At 73.0% G+C, this 23,878-nt stretch carries 22 protein-coding genes; 13 read left to right on the plus strand and 9 right to left on the minus strand.

The features are described 5' to 3' along the window. Positions 1 to 51 precede the first annotated feature (51 nt). Positions 52 to 558: a DinB family protein gene (locus B072_RS0107595; RefSeq protein ID WP_018529342.1), complete on the plus strand. Its 507-nt coding sequence runs from the start codon at positions 52 to 54 to the stop codon at positions 556 to 558. Between the two features lie 39 nt (positions 559 to 597). On the opposite strand, the gene B072_RS0107600 is transcribed toward B072_RS0107595, so the two are convergent. The 3 genes from B072_RS0107600 to cbiE all read right to left on the minus strand — a co-directional run bounded on the left by B072_RS0107600 (position 598) and on the right by cbiE (position 4,079). After that, positions 598 to 1,584: a GNAT family N-acetyltransferase gene (locus B072_RS0107600; protein WP_199791020.1), complete on the minus strand. Its 987-nt coding sequence runs from the start codon at positions 1,582 to 1,584 to the stop codon at positions 598 to 600. Between the two features lie 285 nt (positions 1,585 to 1,869). Next, positions 1,870 to 2,619, minus strand: coding sequence for a precorrin-4 C(11)-methyltransferase (gene cobM, locus B072_RS0107605; protein WP_018529344.1), 750 nt, complete (start codon positions 2,617 to 2,619; stop codon positions 1,870 to 1,872). Next, the gene (gene cbiE / locus B072_RS0107610) at positions 2,616 to 4,079 is read right to left on the minus strand and encodes a precorrin-6y C5,15-methyltransferase (decarboxylating) subunit CbiE (RefSeq protein ID WP_018529345.1); all 1,464 of its coding nucleotides are present in this window, start codon (positions 4,077 to 4,079) and stop codon (positions 2,616 to 2,618) included. The genes cobM and cbiE overlap by 4 nt, the downstream gene beginning before the upstream one ends. Positions 4,080 to 4,239: 160 nt before the next feature. Between cbiE and B072_RS0107615 the strand changes: the two genes are divergently transcribed. Both B072_RS0107615 and B072_RS42710 read left to right on the plus strand, forming a co-directional pair. Continuing rightward, positions 4,240 to 4,650 (plus strand): bleomycin resistance protein, encoded by a 411-nt coding sequence (locus B072_RS0107615; protein WP_018529346.1) that lies wholly within the window; start codon positions 4,240 to 4,242, stop codon positions 4,648 to 4,650. 196 nt (positions 4,651 to 4,846) lie between these two features. Further along, on the plus strand, positions 4,847 to 6,769 hold the full coding sequence (locus B072_RS42710; RefSeq protein ID WP_158689170.1) for a DUF6049 family protein: 1,923 nt from the start codon (positions 4,847 to 4,849) through the stop codon (positions 6,767 to 6,769). Between the two features lie 223 nt (positions 6,770 to 6,992). Here the strand turns inward: B072_RS42710 and B072_RS49940 are convergent, their stop codons facing one another. The 3 genes from B072_RS49940 to B072_RS0107640 all read right to left on the minus strand — a co-directional run bounded on the left by B072_RS49940 (position 6,993) and on the right by B072_RS0107640 (position 9,446). Beyond that, complete coding sequence (locus tag B072_RS49940) at positions 6,993 to 7,214, minus strand: hypothetical protein (RefSeq protein ID WP_420707532.1); 222 nt, start codon at positions 7,212 to 7,214, stop codon at positions 6,993 to 6,995. A gap of 274 nt (positions 7,215 to 7,488) precedes the next feature. Next, a complete protein-coding gene (locus tag B072_RS0107635) occupies positions 7,489 to 8,454 on the minus strand; it encodes a S8 family peptidase (RefSeq protein ID WP_018529349.1) in 966 nt (321 codons plus the stop codon). Between the two features lie 62 nt (positions 8,455 to 8,516). Then, positions 8,517 to 9,446, minus strand: a complete 930-nt coding sequence (locus B072_RS0107640) for a LysR family transcriptional regulator (protein ID WP_018529350.1) — start codon at positions 9,444 to 9,446, stop codon at positions 8,517 to 8,519. 136 nt (positions 9,447 to 9,582) lie between these two features. Between B072_RS0107640 and B072_RS42715 the strand changes: the two genes are divergently transcribed. After that, positions 9,583 to 10,899, plus strand: coding sequence for an MFS transporter (locus tag B072_RS42715; protein WP_043243484.1), 1,317 nt, complete (start codon positions 9,583 to 9,585; stop codon positions 10,897 to 10,899). A 50-nt stretch (positions 10,900 to 10,949) separates the two neighbouring features. Continuing rightward, complete coding sequence (locus B072_RS0107650) at positions 10,950 to 11,753, plus strand: DUF4389 domain-containing protein (protein WP_018529352.1); 804 nt, start codon at positions 10,950 to 10,952, stop codon at positions 11,751 to 11,753. A gap of 159 nt (positions 11,754 to 11,912) precedes the next feature. Here the strand turns inward: B072_RS0107650 and B072_RS45470 are convergent, their stop codons facing one another. After that, on the minus strand, positions 11,913 to 13,973 hold the full coding sequence (locus tag B072_RS45470; RefSeq protein WP_051127114.1) for an ATP-binding protein: 2,061 nt from the start codon (positions 13,971 to 13,973) through the stop codon (positions 11,913 to 11,915). Positions 13,974 to 14,119: 146 nt separating this feature from the next. Between B072_RS45470 and B072_RS42725 the strand changes: the two genes are divergently transcribed. The 5 genes from B072_RS42725 to B072_RS42745 all read left to right on the plus strand — a co-directional run bounded on the left by B072_RS42725 (position 14,120) and on the right by B072_RS42745 (position 20,025). After that, positions 14,120 to 15,175, plus strand: a complete 1,056-nt coding sequence (locus tag B072_RS42725; protein WP_018529354.1) for an Lrp/AsnC family transcriptional regulator — start codon at positions 14,120 to 14,122, stop codon at positions 15,173 to 15,175. Between the two features lie 83 nt (positions 15,176 to 15,258). Then, entirely contained in the window at positions 15,259 to 16,389 is a 1,131-nt protein-coding gene (locus B072_RS49045; protein ID WP_063746432.1) for a ParA family protein, read from the plus strand. Next, positions 16,389 to 17,225, plus strand: a complete 837-nt coding sequence (locus B072_RS42735) for a ParB/RepB/Spo0J family partition protein (RefSeq protein ID WP_018529356.1) — start codon at positions 16,389 to 16,391, stop codon at positions 17,223 to 17,225. The genes B072_RS49045 and B072_RS42735 overlap by 1 nt, the downstream gene beginning before the upstream one ends. A gap of 101 nt (positions 17,226 to 17,326) precedes the next feature. Next, positions 17,327 to 18,664 (plus strand): helix-turn-helix domain-containing protein, encoded by a 1,338-nt coding sequence (locus tag B072_RS42740; protein ID WP_078506346.1) that lies wholly within the window; start codon positions 17,327 to 17,329, stop codon positions 18,662 to 18,664. 101 nt (positions 18,665 to 18,765) lie between these two features. Continuing rightward, the gene (locus tag B072_RS42745) at positions 18,766 to 20,025 is read left to right on the plus strand and encodes a PP2C family protein-serine/threonine phosphatase (protein WP_158689172.1); all 1,260 of its coding nucleotides are present in this window, start codon (positions 18,766 to 18,768) and stop codon (positions 20,023 to 20,025) included. 98 nt (positions 20,026 to 20,123) lie between these two features. On the opposite strand, the gene B072_RS0107685 is transcribed toward B072_RS42745, so the two are convergent. Continuing rightward, positions 20,124 to 20,759, minus strand: a complete 636-nt coding sequence (locus tag B072_RS0107685; protein WP_026245550.1) for an NAD(P)-dependent oxidoreductase — start codon at positions 20,757 to 20,759, stop codon at positions 20,124 to 20,126. Between the two features lie 127 nt (positions 20,760 to 20,886). Here B072_RS0107685 and B072_RS0107690 point away from each other — a divergent pair, with 127 nt between their 5' ends. After that, a complete protein-coding gene (locus B072_RS0107690) occupies positions 20,887 to 21,288 on the plus strand; it encodes a hypothetical protein (RefSeq protein ID WP_018529361.1) in 402 nt (133 codons plus the stop codon). A 138-nt stretch (positions 21,289 to 21,426) separates the two neighbouring features. On the opposite strand, the gene B072_RS42750 is transcribed toward B072_RS0107690, so the two are convergent. Next, positions 21,427 to 21,861, minus strand: coding sequence for an SH3 domain-containing protein (locus tag B072_RS42750; RefSeq protein ID WP_158689173.1), 435 nt, complete (start codon positions 21,859 to 21,861; stop codon positions 21,427 to 21,429). A 132-nt stretch (positions 21,862 to 21,993) separates the two neighbouring features. On the opposite strand from B072_RS42750, the gene B072_RS42755 reads away from it, so the two are divergent. Continuing rightward, positions 21,994 to 22,980: a daunorubicin resistance protein DrrA family ABC transporter ATP-binding protein gene (locus B072_RS42755; RefSeq protein ID WP_018529363.1), complete on the plus strand. Its 987-nt coding sequence runs from the start codon at positions 21,994 to 21,996 to the stop codon at positions 22,978 to 22,980. After that, positions 22,977 to 23,828 (plus strand): ABC transporter permease, encoded by an 852-nt coding sequence (locus B072_RS0107705; protein WP_018529364.1) that lies wholly within the window; start codon positions 22,977 to 22,979, stop codon positions 23,826 to 23,828. Before B072_RS42755 ends, B072_RS0107705 begins: the two co-directional genes overlap by 4 nt. Positions 23,829 to 23,878 lie beyond the last annotated feature (50 nt).

A 23,878-nucleotide genomic window follows, 5' to 3' on the forward strand; every position in this document is an offset into this window, starting at 1 on the left:
CGTCGTTAAATGCCTCGACGTCGGTCGCGGCGATCGGGGACGCTTCGCGCGATGACACGAATCGATGACACACCGCCCGCGTGGGACGAACGCACCCAGCTCACCACGTTCCTCGACTACGCACGGGACACCGCCCGCGCCAAGTGCGATGCCGTCTCGGCGGAGAACGCCCGCAAGGCGCTCCTGCCGGGCTCACCGCTGATGACCATGAGCGGAGTGATCAACCATCTCCGCTGGGTCGAGTACTACTGGTTCCAGGTGATCTTCCTCGGGGAGGAGGACCAGGGTCCCTGGACCGATGAGGACCCCGACCGCGAGATGCGTATCGCCGTCGACTTCCCGCTCACGCAGTTGCTCGACGAGTACGCGGAACAGAGCGCCCGGTACCGCGAACTGGCCGCCGGGAACGGCCTGGACAAGAAGGCCCAGCGCGCCGTCCGCGACGATCTCCACGTCGACCTGCGCTGGATCCTCCTCCACCTCACCGAGGAGACGGCCCGCCACAACGGCCACCTGGACATCCTGCGCGAGCTGCTCGACGGCACGACCGGCGACTAGACCCGCGGGTCCGCGGGTCCGCGGACCCGCGGACGGGCCCTAAGCCACCGGGGCCGAGAAGATGAGGCGGACTTCCGTGGTGCTGTAGCCGGCGCGGGTGAACGCCGCTGCCATCGGCCGATTGCCGAGGTCGGTGGTGGCGGTGATGCGCTCCGCGCCGCTCGCGGCCTGGAACAGGGTGATGGCGGCGAGGATCTCCGACACGTAGCCGCGGCCGCGCAGTTCGGGGACGACGCCGAGGTAGCCCACGTTGCGGGTGTACGGAGTGGCCGACGGGATCGCGAGGCCGGCCAGGGCGCCGTCCGGGGTGTACGCGAGGCGCCACCAGTCCCGCTTGGCGGGGCGGTCGAGATAGAACTGCAGGCTTTCGCGGGCGGTGGCCTCACGACCCGTGGCCGCCTCGCTCTCGACGGTGTGGGCGTCGAGCGTGCCCTCGGCAACGCGCAGCATCGCCTGGAGGAAGACCTCGTCGTCCGGTTCCGGGGAGAACACCAGCCGCTCGGGCTCGGCGGGCAGCGGCGACTCCGGAGTCCACTCGAACTGCAGCCGCTCCACCTCGACGCTCAGGCCCGCGAGGCGCGCGGCCCCCTGGCGCCAGGTCACGGCGGCGACGTGCTCGGGGTCGTCGCGCCAGGCGCCGGGCAGCCGCATGAGGTTGTACAGCGGCGGGGCCTCTGCGCCGGTCTCACGGAAGGCCTGGTGCCCCGCGTCGAGGAGGGCGGCGCCGAGGGCGGCCCGTTCGGCGACGGGCACCTCGTCGGCTATCGCGAGGCAGTCGAGAGCGAGCGGGTGCGTGCTGTCGCTCTGCCCCCACCACAGGGCGCGGGCCAGGACCCGGCCGTCCGGGCTCCAGGCTGCCCAGGTCCACTCCGGGCGGTACTGCCGCTGGGCAGCCTCCTCGCGGTAGGCGTCGGCGGGCAGCCGCCACACGGGTTCGCCGGAGGTGAGGGCCAGGACTTGGTCGAGTTCGGCGCCGGGGCCCGGCACGGAGGAAAAGCGAGGAGCGGTGTTGCCGGAAAAGGTCATTCAGCCATCTTTCGGGCGTCAGGGTGCCGGTCGACGGCGCGTTGGCGGGCCGCCGACCGGTGGAAGGATGCGGTAACGACAGGGCCGCCGGAAGCGGCCGATCGCACGTCACGGCCGACGCATGCGGCGTCGGCCGTGGGTGATCCTGTCAGGGGTACCCGTGCGGGGCAACGGAATTGGCTCCGCCGCAGGACAGCGGGACTGCCGGACAGCGGGACTGCCAGACAGCCGGACAGACAGAGCGGGCAGAGCGGGCAGCCAGAGAAGGACCTAGGGCTTACGCCCTCAGCAGCTGTGCCGGTCCCGCTCCACCGAGTACAGATGGCTGTCCCGGAACTGGGACGCGCCCAGCGTGCGGCCCACCAGGATCACCGCCGTACGCAGCACACCCGACGCCTTCACCTGGTCGGCGATGTCGCCCAGCGTGCCGCGCAGGACGAGTTCGTTGTCGCGGCTGGCGTAGGCGACGACCGCGGCGGGGCAGTCGGCGCCGTAGCGCGGCAGCAGCTCCGAGACGATGCGGTCGACGTAGCGCGCGCCCAGGTGCAGGACGAGCAGCGCGCCGCTCGCGCCCAGCGTCGCCAGGTCCTCGCCGGGCGGCATGGGCGTCGCCTGCTGCGCGATGCGGGTCAGGATGACGGTCTGGCCGACCGTGGGGACCGTCAGTTCCCGCTTCAGGGCCGCCGCGGCCGCGGCGAACGCCGGGACGCCGGGGACGACCTCGTACGGGATGCCGTGCGCGTCCAGGCGGCGCATCTGTTCCGCGACCGCGGAGAACACCGACGGGTCGCCGGAGTGGAGCCGGGCCACGTCCAGGCCGGCCTCGTGGGCGGCGACCAACTCCCGCTCGATGGCGTCGAGATCGAGGTTCGCCGTGTCGACGAGTCGAGCGTCCGGCGGGCACTCCGCGAGGAGTTCGGCGGGGACGAGCGAACCCGCGTACAGGCACACCTGGCAGGCCGCCAGCGTGCGCGCGCCGCGCAGCGTGATCAGGTCGGCGGCGCCGGGGCCCGCTCCGATGAAGTAGACGGTCATCGTTCCTCAGGCCCTGCTTTCGATACGGGTTGCGTCCGATTACGGATCTCGTCCGGTACGGGTTGCCTCCGATTACGGATCTCGTCCGGTACGGGTTGCCTCCGATTACGGATCTCGTCCGGTACGGGTTGCCTCCGACCGCGGAACTCGTCCGACACGGGTTGCGTCCGACCGCGGAACTCGTCCGACACGGGTTGCGTCCGACCGCGGAACTCGTTCGACACGGATTTCGTCACTGACCATTGCGTGACCGGCATCGCCTGGCGCCAGCCCGTGAAGCCGCCGACGGGGACGGCGTGCGCCACCGAGAGCTTCACCAGGTCGCCGCCCCACCGCCGGTACCGGTCGGCGAGCAGCGCCTCCGACTCCAGCGTCACCGTGTTCGCGACCAGGCGTCCGCCGGGGCGCAGCGCTTCCCAGCACGCGTCCAGCAGGCCCGGGGCCGTGAGGCCGCCGCCGATGAACACCGCGTCCGGGGTGGGGAGTTCGGCCAGGGCCTTCGGTGCCGGGCCCGTCACGACGGTCAGGCCCGGTACGCCGAGGCGCGCCGCGTTCCGGGTGATCCGCTCGGCCCGTTCCGGCGAGCGTTCCACCGCGTACGCGCGGCACGACGGGTGGGTGCGCATCCACTCGACGCCGATCGAGCCCGAGCCGCCGCCGACGTCCCACAGGAGTTCGCCGGGGGCGGGGGCGAGCGCGGCCAGGGTCGCGGCGCGGACGTGGCGCTTGGTGAGCTGGCCATCGTGTTCGTACGCGGTGTCCGGCAGTCCGGGAACCGCCCCCAGGCGCAGGGCGTCGGCGGCGCGTACGCACTCGACCGCGATCACGTTCAGGGCGTCGCCCGACGGGTGGGCCCAGTCCTGGGCCACGCCCTCGTACGCGGACTCGGCCTCCGAGCCGAGCTGTTCGAGGACCGTCAGGCGGCTCGGGCCGAAGCCCCGGTCGGTGAGGAGGGCCGCCACCGTCGCCGGGGTGTCCGCGCCCGCCGACAGGACCAAGACCCGGCGGCCGTCGTGCAGCGCGGCGGCGAGGCGGTCGGCCGGGCGGCCCACCAGCGTCACCGTCTCCGTGTCCTCCAGCGGCCAGCCGAGGCGGGCGCACGCGTAGGAGACGGAGGAGGGATGGGGCAGGACGTGAAAGGCGTGGGCACCCGCCGTCTCCGCCAGCGTGCGGCCGATGCCGTAGAACAGGGGGTCGCCGCTGGCCAGGATCGCGAGGCGGCGGCCCCGGAAGCGGTCGAGGAGGGCCGGGACGGCGGGGCGCAGCGGGGACGGCCACGGCACCTGTTCCGCCGGGCACGCGTCGGCCGGGAGCAGCGCGAGCTGGCGCGGGCCGCCGATGACGACCTCCGCGTCGGCGAGCGCCGCGCGGGACGCCTCGGGCAGGCCGGGCCAGCCGTCGGCGCCGATCCCCACGACGGTCGCCCAGGGTATCGCCGGTTCCTCGTTCGCGCGCGTCACGGGAGTCGCGGGAGTCACTGCCTGGTACCTCGTGCCGGGTGCGTCATGCTCGGAAACGTCACAACATCAAGACCGACGACGACGTCAAGAACGTCCACGTCGGGAGCCGCACTCTATCGGGCGACACCGGCTCCCCCGCCGAGCGCCCCAGGGAGCCCCGATGCCCCGCACCACCCTCACCGGCCGGCTCGCGCCGATCATGCCGAGCCGCGATCTGACCGTCAGCACCGACTTCTACGCCGCCCTCGGGTTCACCGTCGACGGTCACTATCCCGACGACGGCTACCTCATCCTCGTACGCGACGAGGCCGAGCTGCACTTCTTCCACGCGCCCGAGACCGACCCGCTGACCACCGCGCACGGCGCGTACCTGCGGCTGGACGGCGGCGCGCACGTCGTCGACGCGCTGCACGAGGAGTGGCGGGACGGCGGACCGAGCGCCGACCCGTACGCGACGCCGCGGCTCGTCGAGCCCGACGACACCGTGTACGGGATGCGGGAGTTCGCGCTCGTCGACCCCGACGGGAATCTGCTGCGGATCGGCTCCGCGCTGGAGGACACCGAGGGCTGATCCGGCACCCGGGCCGACGCGCCGCCGGGCGTCGCGGTCCGCGCGGCGGCGCCCCGCACGGTGTTACCTCAAAGGCGCGCGTCACCTCAAAGGCGTGTGTTGCCTCAAAGGCGCGTGTTACCTCAAGGCGTGTGTTGCCTCAAGGCGCGTGTTACCTCAAAGGCGCAGGGCACCGAGCGGGAGGAACGGGACGGACATGGCGAGGAACGGGGCGGCGCGGGCCTGGGTCGTGTCGGCCATGGTGCTGGGGGCATCCACCACAGGGGTGCAGGCGCACGCGGCCGACGACGACGCCGGGGCCGCCGGGCACGCCGCCGTGGTGTGGCCGGTGACGGCGACCCCGCACATGACGGCGGCGGCGCTCGGCTCCGGTCCGGACGCGAAGGCGGTCTTCGACGACGACGAGCTGGCCGATCTGTTCGCGGACGGCGGGCGGCTGCGTACGGTCGTCGAGGCGGGCAAGGGGCGCGAGGTGAGCTGGGTCGTCGACCCGGACCTCGTGATCGCCGCGCAGGCCATGGCGAGCGGCTACCGCGTCGCGGACAGCACCGAGTCCAGCAACCCGCAGGACAGCACGCAGGGCACCGGGCAGGGCGCCGCGAAGGCGTGGCTGTCCGAGCTGAAGGACGCGGTCAGCGGGCGGGACGTGTGGCTGCTGCCGTACGCGGACACCGACCTGGCCTCGCTCGCCCACCACCCGTCCGCCGACACCGACGACCTGACGGAGGTCGTCTCGAACCTCGCGGACAACGCCAAGAAGGAGGTCGACTCCGTTCTCGGTACGGGGACGAGGACCGGGCTCGGCTGGCCCGCGGACGGCGCCGTCGACACCCAGATCACCGGTCTGGCCGAGAAGTTGGGTGTCACGCGGATGCTCACGTCGGGGCAGGGGGTCAGCCCGGCCGGGGCGTCCCCGGTGACCCTCGGCAGCGGCGACGACGCGATCACCGCGCTGCCGTACGACGGGGACCTCACGACGGCGCTGGCCCGCATCAAGGACGTGGACCCGTCCTCCAGCGCCTCCCCGTCGGCCTCCCCGTCCGCCTCTGCGTCGGCCTCTTCCTCGGCTTCCGCCTCCGCCCCTTCCCTGTCACCCGAAGGGAGCCCCTCCGGGTCGGCGTCCGGGTCGGCGTCCGGATCGGCGTCCGCGTCCCCCTCGCCCTCGGCTTCCGAGAGCTCCGACGCCCCGGACACCCCCGACGCCGCGACCGTCACCCGCGTCACCGCGCTCCTGAAGGCGAACACCCGCCCCGTCCTCGTACCGCCCCGCACCCTGTCCGGCACCGCGGCGAACGCGCTCGCCGCCGCGATCGACTCCGGGACCGACGACGGCTGGCTGGACCTGGAAGGCATCCGCACCGCCGACAACGACCCGGTGACGGGGCGGGCGGGATCGCCCTCCGCGTACCCGTCCAGGCTCCGGAACAGCGAGCTCACGCCCGACCAACTCACCTCGGTGGCGGGGAACTTGGACGGGCTCGCCACGCTCTCGAAGGTCCTCGCCGACCCGAAGGTCACCACCGCGTCCGTGCACGCGGCGATGGCGCGCGCCCTGTCGACGGCCTGGCGGGCGCTTGAGGACGCGGACCAGGAGACGTTCCAGCAGCGCACGACCGATTTCCTGAGCACGTCCGTGAAGTCGCTGCGCCTGGTCCCGAAGACCGTCGTCACGCTCACCTCCGGCGACGCCACCATCCCGGTGACCGTGGACAACGGCTTGCAGCAGCCGGTTTCCGGGCTCGAACTGCGTGTCGCGTCCAGCGACGCGGAGCGCCTGCGGATCAACGACGGGGAGCTGTCCCTGGAGGCCGCCGGATCGGCCAGCCACACCTCGCAGATCGGCGTCACCGCGAAGGCCAACGGCAAGGCGCAGGTGACCGCCCGGCTCTACACCACCAGCGACGGCAAGCCGTGGGGCGACCCGATGACGTTCGAGGTGGACGTGACGTCGGTGTCGTCGGGCTCGATCGCCGTGGTCGCGGCGGGGGTCGTGCTGATCGTGCTGGCCGCCGCGTTCCGGATGCGCAACGTGCGCAAACGGCGCGGCGGCGGCCCGTCTGGGCCCGCAAGCCCCGAGAGCCCCACGAGTTCCGAGGGGCCCGAGAGCCCTCAGGCCTGAGCCGGGGCCGCGGTGTTGCGGCGCAGCGTCCGCAGGATCAGCCACTGGTCGCCCCAGCCCATCGCGGTGCCGAGCACGGCCATCAGGATGCCGAGGACGAGGCCGCCGGCCGCAGCGCCGGCCGCGAGCCCGGTCACGACGAGCAGGGCCCGCACCGCGAAGCGCAGGGCGACCAGGCCGAGGGCGAGCAGGCGGGTGCGCTTGTTCTTCCACAGGGCCTTCATCAGGCGCATGCGGGTCTTGAGCACGGTGAGGGTGAGGGCGAGGTTGAGGACGAAGATGACCGGGATCGCCCAGTACGCGGCCGGGTAGGCGCGGGCGATGTCGAAGACCCCGGCGAAGCAGCCCATGATCGGGAAGTACCAGGCGGGCAGGCCCTTGAAGTCCGCCGTCGCCTCAACCTGCTGCGCCGGAACCTGCTCCGCCTCAAGCTGCTCCGCCTCAACCGGCTCCGCCTGAACCTGCTCCGCCTGAACCTGCTCCGCCTGAACCGACGTCGTCCGCTCGACCACCGACTGCTCGACCGCCAGCCGCTCGACCACCGACTGCTCGACCGCCAGCCGCTCGACCGCCGACTGCTGAACCATCGTGTCCGCGCTCATGTTGCTGCCCCCTGCGATGTGATCCGTTTCCGACATCACTGAGCTTCGCGGAAGGGGGGTCGTCCCCGGCAGAGCGAGCCGTCCTCGCTCTGCCGGGACAAATGTCACGGGGCTACGTCACCCGGCCTTCTTGACCGCCGCCTCCGCGTCCACGATGCCGAGGCCCAGCTTGGTGAGGTTCTTCGGGTTCTTCGCCGTCGACCGGATCGTCGACATGATCGCGTCGGGCTTGAGTCCCTGCTGGTGCAGGAGGGCGGCGACGGCGGCCACGTACGGCGACGCCATCGACGTACCGGACAGGTCGCCGTACCCGGAGGTGTCCTTCAGCGTCTCCTTCGTCGTGTACGTGGGGAGGGTGGAGAGGATGTCGACGCCGGGGGCCGAAACGGCGTTCTCCACACCGAAGTTGGAGAACGACGCCGGGAGTCCTGCCTGGTTGGTGGCGCCGACGACGAGGACCGGGGTGTCCACCTTGTACGTCTGGACGTCGTCGCCGTCGTTGCCGGCCGCGGCGACGACGGTGACGCCCTTGCCGTAGGCGTACTTGATGGACGCGTTGAGGGTGCCGCCCTTGAGGAGCTTGGCCATGAGGCCCGACTCGCCCAGCGAGAGGTTGATGACGTCGGCGCCGTGGTCGGCGGCCCACTTGATGCCCTTGTTGATGTTGTCGTTGGTGCCGGAGCCGTCGGCGCCGAGGACCCGCACCGGCATGATCTTGGCGCCGGGGGCGCCGCCCGCGATGCCGACGCCGTTGTCGGTGTGGGCGGCGGCGATGCCGGAGACGTGCGTGCCGTGGCCGTTCAGGTCCTTGGGCTCGTCGTCGTTGTCGACGAAGTCGTGGCCGTCGACGAGCCGGCCCTTGAGGTCGGGGTGGCCGAGATCGACGCCGGTGTCGACGACCGCGATGACGGTGTCGTCGCCCTTCGACGTGTCCCAGGCGTCCGGCAGGCCGAGCGCGTCGAGAGCCCACTGCTGGTCCCGCATGGGATCGGGCTTGCTGTCGTCACCGCAGGCGGTGGCGGTCAGCAGGACGGCGGCGGCGAGGCAACAGGCGAGAGGAGTACGCGTACGCATGGTCGACATGACCTGAGCCTGGGTCAGGTGCGGGCGTCACGCATGTGGGGGCGGGCCGAACGGGTCCCGGGTCAGGCCCACCCCGGCAGCCAGTGATCAGGGACGGGCGCGGCCTCGTAGTCCCGTACCAGGTACGCCCGCAGCGCTTCGAGCCCCGGGTGCGGATTGTCGTCCCGCCACAGCAGGGAGTGCGGGTAGACGGGCGTCGGCCGGTGCACCGGGATCGCGCGCAGGGTGAGGCCGGCCGGGTAGGCGAGCGGGGTCCTCGGGCCCATGAACGTGGCGACAGACGCCGACTCCGCGACCGCCTGCAACAGGTGGTCCGTACCGAAGTTGGGCCCCGACGCGTCGATGTCCAGGCCGAACGCGGCAGCGAACTCCGCGTAGTACGCGGCCCATTCGGTGCCCTCGGTCAGTCCGGGCATCCAGATGCGGTGCCCGGCGAGGTCCGCCGGAGTGAGGCGCTCCGCGGCGGCGAGGGGGTGCGCGGGGCCGGTGACGAGGAGGAGCGGCTCGTCGAGTACGCGCGTGCTGCGCACCCCGGGCGGCAGCTGCTCCTCGGGCATCCGGCGGGCCCAGAACGCGGCGTCGAGGCCGCCGTCGCGCACCGCGGCGAGCATCACCCGGCCGCTGCCGCCCTGGGCGACGATGTCGAGGTCGATCTCCGGGTGGTCCCGGTGGAAGGCCTGCAGCAGCCCGGCGGTGACCACGCGGGTGCCCATGACGTCGACGCGCAGGGGGCGCCGCCCCGGGCGCACGGAGGCGGCGGCCCGGTCGACGGCGCGCAGCACCGACTTGGCGTGCGGCAGGAACGCCTGCCCGTCGAGGGTGAGGCGGGCGCCGCGCGGGGTGCGGGTGAAGAGCCGGACGCCGAGCTCCCGCTCCAGGGCCGCGATCCGCTTGGAGGCGGCCTGCTGGGTGATGCCCAGTTCGGCCGCGGCCACCTGGATCTGCCCTTCGGCGGCGACGGCTGCGAAGGTGCGTACGGCTTCCAGATCCACCTCGCCATACAACCATGCCTCGCCATACGACCATGCCTCGCCATACGACCATGCCTCGCCATACAACCACGGGTTGTGTACGGGCGGCCTGTCGGTTGTTTGATCGGGCGGGCCGGGGCGGCTTGGATCGCAGGTCATGAGCGATGTGCGGCCGGGGCGGCTGGGGCGGGACTTCGGATGGTTGTGGGCCGCGTTCGCGGTGAGCACGGCGGGCACCTGGCTGGCGCTCGACGCGTTCCAGCTGGTCGCGGTCCTGGTCCTCGACGCCGGTCCCGCGCAGGTCTCCCTCCTCGCCGCGGCGGGGCTCGCGGTGGGCGCGCTGATCGCGGTGCCGCTCGGGCCCTGGGTGGAGTTCCGGCGCAAGCGGCCCGTGATGATCGCGGCGGACCTCGTCCGGTGCGCGGCGCTGCTGTCGCTGCCGGGCGCCTACGTCCTCGGCGCGCTGACCTTCACCCAGCTCGTGCTGGTCTCGGTCGTCGTCGCGGCGGCCGACATCGTCTTCCGGGCGGCGAGCGGGGCCCACCTGAAGGACCTGGTGCCGAGGGACGGACTGCTCGTCGCCAACGGCCGCTTCGAGTCGACGCAGTGGACGGCCACCGCGGTCGGACCGCCGCTCGGGGGGCTGGCGATCGGGGTCCTCGGGCCGCTGGTCACGGTGGTCGCGGACGCGCTCAGCTACGTCCTGTCGGCGGCGGCCCTCCGCGCGATCCGGGCGCCGGAACGACCCCCGGCGGCGCCCGCGGGCCCCGCGGCCCCGGCGATTTCACCCACGAAGGCGCGGGAGATCGCCGAGGGCTGGCGGTACATCTGGTTCCATCCGGAACTGCGCGCCCTGTTCCTCAACACCACCCTCGTCAACGGCCTGATCATGGGCACCGCCCCGCTCCTGGCCGTCCTCCTCCTCGGTGAACTCGGCTTCGCTCCCTGGAGTTACGGGCTCATGTTCGGCCTCCCGTGCCTCGGCGGGCTCGTCGGATCGCGGCTCGCACGCCGCCTGGTCCCCCGGTACGGGGAGCGGCGCGTGCTGTTGTGGAGCGGCGTCGCCCGCGCGGTCTGGCTGCCCTGGCTCGCCCTCACCGGCCCCGGGGTCGCGGGCTTCGCCACCGTCGCCCTCGTCGAACTGGGCCTGATCTTCTGCTGCAGCGTCTTCAACCCGGTGTACGCCACGCTCCGCCTGAAGGAGACCGCCCCGGACCGGATCACGCGGGTGCTCGCCGCGTGGACCGTCACCGGCAACGCCGCCAAGGCCCTGCTGACCCTCGCCGCGGGCGCCCTCGCGACCGTGACCGGGACGCGGGAGGCGATCGGGGCGGCGGGGCTCCTGCTCCTCGCCACACCGGCACTGCTCCTCGGCCGGGGCGGCACCGCGAACAGCGGCACGGCCGAGGCCACCGGGCCCGCTGAACCGGCCGGGTCCACCGAGCCCGCCGGGCCCGCCGAAACCGCCACCTGATCGGCCGCCAGCGGATGCCCTGACCTGCGGCGCTCGGCAGAGTTACGGGCATGGCTGCCTCCTCCCCCCACTACGGCGCCGTTCCACCGGTCCCCGGTACCGAACCGCTGCCCGAGCTCGACGTGCCGCCGCCCGGCGGACAGAACCGGCTCACCGTGCTGCTGCGGCTGCTGCTCCTGCTCCCGCACGCCGTCGTCCTCGCGTTCGTCTCCGTCGTCACGTTCTTCGTGGCGGTGGCGGCGTGGTGCGCGACGCTGGTCCTCGGCCGGGTCCCCGACCCGCTGGAGCACTGGCTGGCCGGGTTCGTCGGCTACGAGACCCGGCTGAGCGCTTCGGCGATGCTGCTGACGGACCGCTACCCGCCGTTCCAGCTGCTCGGGGAGGCGTACGGGTATCCGGTCCAGGTCCGGCTCCGCCCGACCGCCCTGAACCGGCTCGCGGTCTTCTTCCGGCTGCTGCTCGTCCTCCCGGCCGCGCTGCTCGCCTGGCTCGCGATGGCCGGATGGTGGGCGGTGTCACTGGTGTCGTGGCTGGTCGTGCTGGTGCTCGGCCGGATGCCGCTGCCCCTGTTCGAGGCGACGGCGGCGGTGCTGCGGTACCGGATGCGGGTCACGTCGTACGTCCTGCTGCTGACGCCCTCGTACCCGAAGCGCCTCTTCGGCGACCAGTCGTCCGCCGAGTCGGTCATCGGTGTCGTACGGGGTCCCTCGGCGACCCGCCCGCTGATGGTGAGCGGGACCGGGCGGATCCTCGTGGGGGCGTTCGTCCTGCTGGGCCTGGTGACTTGGGCCGGGAACGCGGCGCGCGACGAGCCGGCCCAGACTCAGGCGTGGGTGCGGGGCGCCCTGCCTTAGGCGGTACGGGCCGCGCGGGACCCGGACATCAGGCCCCGGACGTCAGGCCCCGGACACTCGGCCCGCCCCGGACGCTCGGCCCGCCCCGGACACTCGGCCCGCCCCGGACACTCGGCCCGCCCCGGACACTCGGCCCGCCCCGGACACTCGGCCCCGGCGTCAGGCCCGCACCAGCAGCCCCGTGAGCCCGGTCCGGGCCCCGCTCGTGTACGCCTCCGCCCGCTGCTGCGGCGGCAGGGCCTCCGCGAGCAGCGCCTCGCAGCGGCGGCGCACGGGGGTCAGGTAGGGGGCCCGTTGCAGAGGCGCCGCCCCGGCCCTCACCTCATCTACTGCGCCGAGGAGTTGGGCTGCCCGCACGGCGTCGCCGCGCAGCGCCGTCGCGTCCGCGAGGAGTTCCCCCGCGCACAGCCCGCCGACCGTGGAGCCGAACGCGAGGAACGTCCGCAGCGCCGAGAGCGCCAGGTCCCGCGCCGTGTCGGCGTCTCCCTCCCAGCGCAGCACCTCCGCCCGCGCGTACCGCATCCACGCCTCCGCCCAGACGTCCCGCGCCTCGCCGGGGTGGGTGGGGCCCGGCTGCGCCACTTCCAGGGCGGCCTCCGGGTCGGTGCGGACGAGGGCGAGGGCCAGTGCGGCCCGGCAGTGCGCGGGGCCGGGACCGAAGTCCGGTACATCACCGATGAGTTCGAGCGCCTCGCGGAACTCCGTCACCGCCGCCTCGCCGCGGCCCTGCCACAGCGCGACCGCGCCCCGGACGTGGGCGAGCAGGCCGAGGCAGTGGTCGTCGCCCTCGCGCACCGCCGCCGCCCAGGCCGCCGTGAGCAGCGGGTCGGCGGCCTCGGGCGCGCCGAGGTCCAGCTCCAGCCAGGCCGCGAGCCACAGCGCCCGCGCGGGCGGCGGGTCCTGGTGCAGGGCGAGGGCGTGGCGCAGCAGGGCGCGGCCCTCGGCGGTGCGCCCGCACGCCGCCCACAGGAACCACAGGTGCACCACCACCTTCAGGGCCGTGCCCGCCTCGACGTGCGGAGACAGCGGCGCGGTCGCCGGGTCCATCGCCGCCCGCAGGTCGGGCAGTTCGCGCAGGGCCAGGGCGAGTGCCTCGTCCTGACGGCCCGCGTTCCACCACTCGGCGGCCTGCTGGGCCACGCCGACCGCCCAGCGGCGGTGCTGCAGGACGGCCGCCCAGCGTTCGCCGGAAGCTTCCAACTCCCTTTGCCCTAAGACTAGTTGAGCGGGCGGAAGACGGTAGCGGCCGGTGTCGTCCGCGGGGTCCAGGAGCAGGACGTGCGGCGCGATCCGGTCGAGGACGGTCAGCACCTGGTCGGAGGGGAGCGCGCCGCTGCCGCATACCTCGCGCACGGCCTCCCGGTCGAAGCCGCCCTCGAAGACGGCGAGCCTGCGCCACAGGAGCCGCTCGACGCGCGAACAGCGGGCGTAGGAGTGCCGCGCCGCGGCGATCTGCCCCTCCCCCGGGGCGAACTCCCCCGGGGCGAACGCGCCCGGGGCTGCGCCACGTTCCCCACCGGCCCAGGCCCGCGCAGCCTCGATCAGCGGTCCCGGCACCCCGCCGAACCGCCGGCACAGCTCAGCCGCGCCGAGCGGGTCCCGGGCCACCACCGCGTCGCCGAACTCGGCCGCGAGCAGCTCCACGGCCTCGTGACGGCCGCTCTCCTCGGGCGGGCACCCGGCGGGCGGCACCGCGAGCGGGGCCAGCACCACGACGGATTCGCCGCGCAGATGGCACGGCCGCTCGGCGACGACCAGGATCGTCAGCTCCGGCAGGTCCAGGAGCAGCGACGCGACGAGGGCGGTGCCCGCGCCGCCGAGCCGCTCCCAGTCGTCGAGCACGAGCAGGGCGCCCCGCCGGTCCTGGAACCGGTGCCGCAGCCGCGCCCCGACCCCGTCCAGCATCTCGGGCTCGTACGCGGCCCCGGACTCCCACAGCACCTCGCGTCGCGCCTGGGCGACGGCCTCGCGGGCGAGCCGGGTGCGGCCCACGCCGGGCAGCCCCGTCAGGGAGACGAGGCGGGCGGTGGCGAGACGGGAGAGGAGCGCGGCGAGCTCCCGGGTACGACCGACGAGATGGCCGGGCCGGGCGACATCACCTCGCTCGGCGAATTGTCCGCTTCGAGGTGGATTCTCGCCTTTTCCGGCAGGTACCCTTCCGGCCGAGCGGCGGTCCCCCGCACCGCCGTCCCGTCCGTCCAGCTCGCCGTACGGCGCCATGGTTCCGATCCCCCGATTCCGGATTTGGGGCACGCTCTATGGTCGTGGGCGCTGCGTGTCCTATTCAATGCATATGCCTGAGGCCCATGTTCGTATCGCACGACGAAACGCCACGGTGTTGTCCGGATAACCACCGAGGAGAGGTTGTGCGCACACGGGAATCCGCCATCTCGGAGGCCGATCTCACGCTGATCCACGCACTCCAGATCTCCCCGCGCGCGACCTGGGCCCAGCTGGCCGGGGCGCTGGGCCCCTCCGCCGACACCCTGGCCCGGCGCTGGAGCAGGCTCACGGCCAAGGGATACGCCTGGTCGGGGATGCTGCCGGGCGCGCTGACCGCGGGCAGCCCCGCGGTGTCCACGGCGTGGATCCGGGTGGAGTGCGCGGCCGGCACCGTGCCGGACACCGCGGCGGCGCTCGCCCGGGATCCGGGCACCCTGACCGTGCAGCACGTCACCGGCGCCGCCGACCTCGTCGTGTTCGTGGCCCTGCCCGACGCGGCGGCCCTGGACCGCTACCTCGTGGACCGGCTGCACCGGCTGCCCGGCGTGCGCGCGACCCGCACCCATGTCATCACCGCCCTCTACGGCCCGGGGGCGCCCCCGCGTCTCGACCAGCTCACTCCCCCGCAGTTGCGCAGGGTGCGCGAGCTGGGCCGGCGCCCGTCCCGCACCGGCCGGGCCGCCCCGCTGGTGGCGCCGCCCGACGCGGTCGACCAGCGACTGCTGCTCGCCCTCGCGGCGGACAGCCGGGTCAGCGTCGCCGCGCTCGCCCAGGAGATCGGCGCCAGCGAGTCGACCGCGCGGCGCCGGCTCGCCCGCCTGGAGGCCACCGACGCCGTGCTCTTCAGGACCGAGGTGGCGCCCCGCCACTCGGGCCGCCCGGTGTGGTGCCTGATCTGCGCCGACGTACCGCCGGACCAGCTCGCGCCGGTGGCGACGGCGGCGGCCCGGCTGCGCGACACCCGGACGGTCACCGCGGTGACGGGGCCCCACAACCTCTTCGTCTGCGCCTGGCTGAGCCGCGTCGAGGAACTGCCCGCGTACATCCAGAAACTGGCCCTCAAGGCGCCCGACATGCGGATCGCGGACACGATGGTCTCGCTGCGCGTGCACAAGCTCGGCGCGCACGTGCTCGGCCCCGACGGGAACCGCGAGCACCTCGTCCCCCCGGACATCTGGGGCATCTCCTCGCGTACGTGACGGCGTGTACACCGCGGCTCGCGGTGGCCCCGCTGCCACAGTGGCCACGAATACCCCCCAAAAGCACCAGTCAGGGAGCTTTCGTGGCACACGTACACGTGATCCTCAACCAGAAGGGCGGCGTCGGAAAGTCCACGCTCGCCGTGAACCTGGCCGCCGTGACGGCGGACGTCCTGGGCGGTCCCCCGAGCGGCTCGGGCGGGCAACCGCCCGTCGTCGCCGTCTCCATCGACCCGCAGGGCTCCGCCGTGTGGTGGTCCGAGCGGGTCGGCGACGGCCTGCCCTTCGACTTCGTGCAGGCCCACGACGACCTCGCGGGCCTCGCCGCGCTGTCCCGGATCCCGTCCGCGCAGCACGTCTTCGTCGACACCCCGGGCTGGCTCGACCTCGCCGAGGACGACGGCGCCGACCCGCTCGGCAAGGGCGCCGCCGCCGACGCCCTGCGCGCGGTCCTGTCCAACGCCACCGACGTCATCGTCCCCATCGAGCCGGAGCCGCTCGGCTTCCAGCCCACGCAGCGCACGGTCGAGAAGGTCGTGAAGCCCCGGGGCCTCCCCTTCCGCGTCGTCATCAACAACTGGGACCCGCGCGACGGCAAGTCCGACCTGGAGCAGACCCGCGCCTTCGTCGAGGGCCAGGGCTGGCCGCTGGCCCGCACCGTCGTCCGCCACTACAAGCTGCACACCCGTGCCAGCGCGGACGGACTCGTCGTCACCCAGTACGGGGCCAACAAAGTCGCGCTCCAGGCCCGCGAGGACTTCTTCCGCCTCGCCCTGGAGGTGGGACTCGCGGCGATCCCGAGGCCCGCGAGCCGCAAGAAGACCTCGCGTCCGCAGACCCCGAGCACGGCGAGCACCACGAAGACCCCGAGCACGGCGAGCACCACGAAGACCCCGAGCACGGCGAGCACCACGAAGACCCCGAGCACGGCGAGCACCACGAAGACCCCGAGCACGGCGAGCACCACGAAGACCCCGAGCACGGCGAGCACCGCAAAGACCCCGAGCACGGCGAGTACCGCAAAGACCCCGAGCCCCAGGAAGACCGCGACCCCCACGAAGGCCGCGAAGACCCCGCCCCCCAGGAAGTCCGCGAACCCCACGAAGGCCGCGAACCCCACGAAGACCCAGAAGACCCAGAAGACCCAGAAGCCTGCGCAGGCCACGAAGACCCAGAAGCCTGCGCAGGCCACGAAGAAGAAGGTGACCGCCTGATGGGCCGCCGTACCGATCTGTCCTCCCTGTTGTCGTCGGAGAAGGACGCCGCGAGCGCCGCGGGCACGGCGGGGACAGCCACCGCGGTGAAGAAGCGCCCCGACACCAGACCGCTGACCGTCGCTGTCGGCGATCTCGCCGAGAACCCCGACAACCCGCGCCACGAGCTGCGTGACCTGGAAGGACTCGCCGAGACCCTCCGCGAGCGCGGCGTTCTCCAGGCCCTGAGCGTCGTTCCGGCCGCCGTGTTCCTCGCGGCCCACCCGCATCACAAGGAGCCGGTGGGCAAGGCCCCGTACGTGGTCCTGCACGGCCACCGGCGGCTGGCCGCCGCGAAGATGGCGGGCATGGACGAGGTGCCGGTCCTGGTCCGGGACGACGCCACCCGCTCCGACGAGGACGCGCTCATCGAGAACGTCCAGCGCGACGACCTCACCGAGCTGGAGCAGGCCCAGGCGATCCAGGGCCTGATCACCGCGTACGGCTACTCGCAGCGCCAGGTCGCCGCCCGGATCGGCAAGACCCAGGGGTTCATCTCGCAGCGGCTCTCCCTGATGAAGCTCCGCGACGACATCCAGGAGGCGCTCGCCGACGGGCGGGTGTCCGTGGAGGACGCCCGGCGCATCGCGCGCCTGCCGAAGGACGAGCAGGAACTCCCCGGTCCGGTCACCGCGGTCGTCCCGGCCGCCCGCAAGGAGAAGCGCGAGCGGAGGAAGAACGATTACGGCGTAATCGAGCTCGACAGCCGTTCCACCCCGGAGGAGGTCGTCGAGGCGCTGCGCCGGCATCTCGCCCCCTCGGCCCTGGACCGGATCGTGGAACTGCTGAACCGCTGAGCGCGGGCCCCGTCCCTTACGGTTGCCCCGTGCTCGAAGTACCGACCGGATCGTCCGCGTACGTGACCCAGCAGCCGCCCGCCGAGGCCGTCGCCCCGCTGATGCGCGGCCTCGACGTCCTGCGGCGGCTCACGGACGCGGACGGCACGCTCGCCCTCGCCGAACTCGCCCGGGTCACCGGGCTCGCCCGCTCCACGGTCGACCGGATCTGCGCGACGCTGGCCCACCTGGGCTACGTACGGCTCGACGGGCGGGACGCGTCTCTCGCGCCGGGCCTGATGGCCGTCGCCAACGCCTGCCTGGACGCGCTGCGGGTACCGGAGCTGCTCGGGCCGTTCGCCGACCGGCTCGCCGACGCGCTCGACGAGTCGGTGTCGATCGCCGTGCCGGACGGGGACGACATCCGCTTCGTGCATCAGGTGCTGCGGCGGCGCGCGTTGTCGATCAGTTTCCGGGTGGGGGATCTGCTGCCGGGCGAGGGTTCAGCACCGGGGATCGTGTTCCGGCGGGGGGTGCCCTTCGCCGTGGACGATCAGCTGGTGGAGCCGGGGCTCGTCGCGGTGGCGGTGCCGGTGCGGGGGCCCTCCGGGCGGGTTGTCTGTGCCGTGAGCGTGGTCAGTCATACGAGTCGGCACGGCGCGGGTTCCCTGCCGGGGGCCGTGCGGGGGGCTCTGTCGGACTGTGTGCGATCCATGGAGGAGGCTCTCCGCGCCGAGGCTGATGTCTCGGGGCTCCGCCCCGGACCCCTCGCCTCAAACGCCGGAGAGGCTGAGTTTGCCGGGATGGCCGACGCCCCGGTCCAGTCCCTGGCCCGCGGGCTCTCCGTGCTCACCGTGTTCAGTGCGCGGCGGCCCGCGCTCGCCCTCAGCGAGATCGCCGAGGCCACCGGGCTCGCCCGGGCCACCGCTCGGCGGGCCCTCATCACGTACGAGCATCTCGGGTACGTGCGTCAGGACGGCCGGGTCTGGCGGCTCACGCCGCGGGTGCTGGGGCTCGGGTGTGCGCCCTTGTCCCGTACGACGCTGCCGCGCATCGCCGCGCCCCGGCTGGCCGCGCTGTCGGAGCGGCTGGGTGAGTCGGTGGGGCTCTCGGTGCCGGACGGGGAGTGGGTGCGGTGCACCGCGCGGGTCGCGCCGCGTCGGGTGATGAGCGTCGACATCGGCGTCGGGTCACGGCTGCCCGCCGGGATGACGGCGTCCGGGCACGTGCTGGCCGACGGCGTGGCCGAGGCCGTGGCCGACGGGCCCGAGGACGGGCTGTGGTCGGTGGCCGTGCCGGTGCGGGGGCGGGACGGGGACGTCGTGTCCGCGCTCGACGTCACCGCGCACCGGGGACGCGGCGAAGCCCTCGCCTGGGCGGACGCGCTGCGGGAGACCGCGGCGCTGATCGAGGCGGACCTGCGGGTGACCTCGCGGTTCGTGGCCGTACCCGCGCACTGAGAGCCCGGCGCCGTGTGGCGCAGGCCATGAGACGGGGATCTCAGCCGGGGACGGACTTTCGGCCCTGTTCGCGGCGACCAAATCCCCGGACTCTTTACAGGATGCCTTTCACCGGCTCCAGCAGCTTCACCTCCGCGACCCGTGAGGCACGGCCCAGCACCGTGCGTCCCACGGGTGGTTGGCGCACCATGGTGCTGCTCGCGCTCGTGATGCTGGTCTGCATCGTCTCGCTCGACCTGGCCACGCCCTACGACTTCCGGGCCCGCGCCCTGCTCGGCCTGGTGCCGATCGTGGTGGCGATCCTGGCCTCGGTCACGGCGACCGCGACCGTCACCGGGGCGCTGATCGTCGTCTACGTCGGGCTGCAGGCCGTCTCCCCCACGCCGTCCGGCGGCTGGGCCGTGCTCGGCCCGCTGCTCATCGGCACCGGCGGTCTTCTCGGTGTGCTGATCGCCCGCCGCAGGGAGGAGCAGCAGGCCCGGCTGCAGGCGGTCACGGACATCGCCGAGGCCACCCAGCGGGCTGTGATGCGCTCCCTGCCGGACCACGTCGGCGATCTGCACATCGCCGACTTCTACCAGCCGGCCGCGCGCGCGGCCCGGGTCGGCGGCGACTGGTACGACTTCCAGCCCTCCCCGCACGGCGTCCGCGCGGTGCTCGGCGACGTCAGCGGCAAGGGGCTGCCCGCGGTGTCCGCGTCGGCGTCGCTGCTCGGCGCGTTCCGCGAGGCCGCGTACCACGAGGGTGATGTGTCGGAGGTGGCCCGCCGCCTGGAGATCGCCATGCAGCGTTACAGCGCGTGGACCCGGGTCGTGGACGAGGAGGAGCTGCCGGACCCGTTCTCCACGGCGCTGCTGCTGCACTTCCCGCCGGACGCCGACGCCGTGGACGTGGTCAACTTCGGGCACGAGCCGCCGCTGGTCGTCACCGCGCAGGGGCGGGTGCACACCGCCGAGGTGACGCCCGGGGTGCCGCTCGGCATGGGGTCGCTGGGCGCGGGGCTGCCCGAGCCGGTGCGGCTGCCGTTCCGTACCGGCGACACCCTCGTGCTCTTCACCGACGGCGTCACCGAGTGCCGGGACGCGGGCGGCACGTTCTACCCCGTACGGGAGCGGCTGCCGCGCCTCGTCGAGCGGCTTCCGGCGGACGCGCCGCCGCAGGAGCTGCTGCGCCGCCTGGCGCTCGATCTGCACGAGCACCGGTACGGGCCGCCGAGCGACGACGCCGCGGTGACCGTGATCCGGCGGACGACGGAGACCGTGGCCCCGTACGCGACGGCGTCCGACGCGGGGCTGTACCTGCCGCGGTCGCAGCCCTCCGCACCCACGCACGCGAGCGCCCAGTACGCGAGCGCTCAGTAGGCGAAGGCGCAGTAGGCGAAGGCGCAGCAGGCCAGCGCTCCGTACACGAAGGCTCAGCAGGCCAGCGCTCCGTACACGAAGGCTCAGCAGGCAAAGGCTCAGTAGGCGACCGACATGCGCGAGCCCACGTGTCCGTCCCGCTCGACCTCGTCGACGAACGCGATCGCGTAGTCCTCGGCGCTGATCCGGCTGTTGCCGTCGGCGTCGCTCATCAGACGGTCGCCGCCGATCCGGAACTCGCCCGTGCGCTGCCCCGGCGCGATCTCCGCCGCCGGGGAGATGTACGTCCAGTCCAGGTCGTCGACGGTGCGCAGATACTCCAGTACGTCGCGGTGGGCGAGGGCCTCGCCGAGGTAGGCGTCCGGGAAGTCCGGCTGGTCGGCCAGGGCTTGGCCGGGCGCCACCTCCAGGCTGCCCGCGCCGCCGACCACCACCAGGCGTCCGATGCCCACCCTGCGGACACCGGCGACCAGGGTCTGGTTCGCCTTCAGGAACGGCGCCCTCGGATCGCTGCCGTCGCGCGGCGGGGCCGCGGCCGACGCCACCACATCGTGCCCGGCCGCCACCTCCGCGACCCTCGCGAGGTCGGCCAGGTCCGCCGCGGCCGGCATCGCGCCCTCCACGGGGGACCCACCGGAGCGGCTGACGGCCGTGACCCGGTGGCCGCGCGCCACGGCCTCGGCGGCGATGCGGCTGCCGACCATGCCGGTGGCGCCGAACAGCACGATGTTCAGGGACATGACCTCAGCGAAACACGGTGCCCGATCGCGCGCATGTTGCGGAAGGCACCCGGCCAGCGGTCAATGGAAGGCGGGGGAACCCTTCGCGGTCTGCGCGGCGACGCGCGGAAAGGAGCCCCTCATGGCTCAGCATGCGGCCCCGGGTACGGGCACGGCCTTCTCCCCGACCAGCGCCGCCGTGTGGATCCCGGTCTGGACCGGCGTCCTCTACGGCTTCTGGGCGGCGAACATCCAGCGCTACGGCCACGGCGTCACCGGCGGCAACATCGCCCTCGGCCTGGTCACCGGCATCCTCGTCGCGGCCCTCTGCTTCGGCATCCACCAGTGGTCCAAGCAGCAGGCCGGACGGCACTTCGGGCTGCGGGCGGCGACCTGGGCGGTGTTCGCCGGCATCGCGGTCGGCTTCCTCAACAGCCTCTCCAACGCCTCGCACGTCTGGTCGTCGCTGCTCGGCCTCGGCGTCGCCGCCGGCACGTTCGTGGCGACGTACTACCGCTACTACACGGCGAACGAGCCGGTCTGACCGTCGGTGCGCCTGCAGGAACGGGCAAGGAATGGGCAAGGAATAAGGGATGGGCAAGGAATGGGGATGAATGGGCCGGTGTAACAGTGTTACACCGGCCCATTCATCCCCATTTGTGCATATTTTTTTCCTATTCGCTCAGCTCGTGAATCCGAACTCCACCCGGTAGTCCGAGCGGAACCAGAAACTGCTCGGGCCGCCGCTCTGCTGATGGTCGGGCGGGCAGGGCACCTCGGTCCCGGAACAGCTCGGCACGTTGTCGCTGATGGACACGTAGGCGGCGCTGGCCCAGCCCTGGGCGCCCGTGAACCAGTACCAGGTCGAGTTGCCGTGCACGGACGAACCGTTGGTCGCGCACTCGATCCGGTCCTGGCTGCCCGGCGCGAGCCGGTAGACGACGGACGAGGACGTACTCGGACCGGAGCGCAGATTGAGATCGGATCCGGAGACCACCGTCCCCCAGACGACGCTCCCGCCACCGCTGTTGGCACTGGCTGGAGACGCCGCGGTCACGGCGAGCACACCGCCCGCGAGCAGGGCGGACGCGGCAAGAGCAACAGGCTTACGGCGCATGATCGGCCTCCTAGCTCCCCAGTTCCAGGAAACACCCGTTCGGCCCAGCCCTCCACCGGAACCCTCGCGGGCGATGAGTTCGCGGCGCGCGGCGGGTCTGCCCCTGTGACGTGACCGAGAGGGGCACCCGACATGAGCACCATCGCCATCGAGACCGCGGGCCTGGTGAAGGTCTTCGGAGACAATCGCGCGGTCGACGGCGTCGACCTGACCGTGCCGTCCGGCACGGTCTACGGCGTGCTCGGGCCGAACGGCGCGGGCAAGACCACCACCGTCAAGATGCTCGCCACGCTGCTGCGGCCGGACGCGGGCGAGGCCCATGTCTTCGGGCACGACGTGGTGCGCGAGGCCGACGCCGTACGCTCCAGGGTCAGCCTGACCGGGCAGTACGCGTCCGTGGACGAGGACCTGACGGGCCACGAGAACCTCGTGCTGCTGGCCCGGCTGACCGGCCACGGCAGGAAGCCGGCGGCCGCCCGCGCCGACCAACTCCTCGCCGCCTTCGGCCTGTCGGAGGCGGCGGGCCGCCAGGTGAAGAACTACTCGGGCGGCATGCGGCGCCGCATCGACATCGCCGCATCCATCCTCAACACGCCCGATCTGCTCTTCCTCGACGAGCCGACCACCGGCCTCGACCCGCGCAGCCGCAACCAGGTGTGGGAGATCGTGCGCGCGGTCGTCGCGCAGGGCACGACCGTCCTGCTGACCACCCAGTACCTCGACGAGGCGGACCAGTTGGCGTCCCGGATCGCCGTCATCGACCGGGGAAAGGTCATCGCCGAGGGCACCAAGGGCGAACTGAAGGCGTCGGTCGGGGCGGGCTCCGTGCACGTACGACTGCGCGACGCGCGGCAACGCCCGGAGGCGGAGCGGCTGTTGACGGCCGCGCTGGCGGGCGCGGCCGTCCAGCCGGAGCCCGATCCGGTGGCGCTCACCGCCCGCGTGGGCACCGGCGACCGGGGCGCCGCCGAGGCCGCCTCGCGCGCCCTCGCCGAACTGGCCGCCGCCGGCATCACCGTGGACAACTTCTCCCTCGGCCAGCCCAGCCTCGACGAGGTGTTCCTGGCCCTGACCGACGCACCCGCGCCGACCGAGCCCGCACAGGAGGCGACGGCATGAGCACCGCCACCACCCCCACCGACACCCGGGACCTCGCCCCGGTCAGCGCCGAGACGCTGGCCGGACTCCTCATCGCCGAGGACCGCCCGGCGCGGCCCAGCGCCGTCGCGGCCTCGCTCACCTTCGGCTGGCGCGCGGTGCTGAAGATCAAGCACGTGCCGGAGCAGCTCTTCGACGTCACGGCGTTCCCGATCATGATGGTGCTGATGTACACGTACCTGTTCGGGGGCGCCCTGGCCGGCTCCCCGTCCGCGTACATCCAGTACCTGCTACCCGGCATCCTCGTGATGTCCGTCGTCATGATCACGATGTACACGGGCGTCTCGGTCAACACCGACATCGAGAAAGGCGTCTTCGACCGCTTCCGCACGCTGCCGATCTGGCGCCCGGCGGTGATGGTCGGCTACCTGCTCGGCGACGCCCTGCGCTACACGATCGCGTCCGTCGTGATGCTCGTCGTCGGCCTGATCATGGGCTTCCGGCCGGACGGCGGGGTGCTCGGCGTCGTGGCGGGCGTGGCCCTGCTGCTGGTCTTCTCGTTCGCGTTCTCCTGGATCTGGACCATGTTCGGGCTGCTGCTGCGCACCGAGAAGTCCGTGATGGGCGTCAGCATGATGGTGATCTTCCCGCTGACGTTCCTCAGCGACATCTTCGTGAAGCCCGAGACGATGCCCGGCTGGCTGCAGGCGTTCGTGAACAACAACCCCGTCACCCACGTCGCCTCCGCCGTGCGCGGCCTCATGGAGGGCGACTGGCCCGCCTCCGAGGTGCTGTGGTCACTGGGCTGGGCGGCGCTGCTGGTGGCCGTGTTCGGGCCCGTCACGATGCGGCTCTACAACCGCAAGTAGGCGCTGCCCCGGCACCTGTCCAGGCACCTGCCCCAGCCCCGCGGTAGTCC

The organism is Streptomyces sp. HmicA12 (assembly GCF_000373565.1).
Classification (GTDB): domain Bacteria; phylum Actinomycetota; class Actinomycetes; order Streptomycetales; family Streptomycetaceae; genus Streptomyces.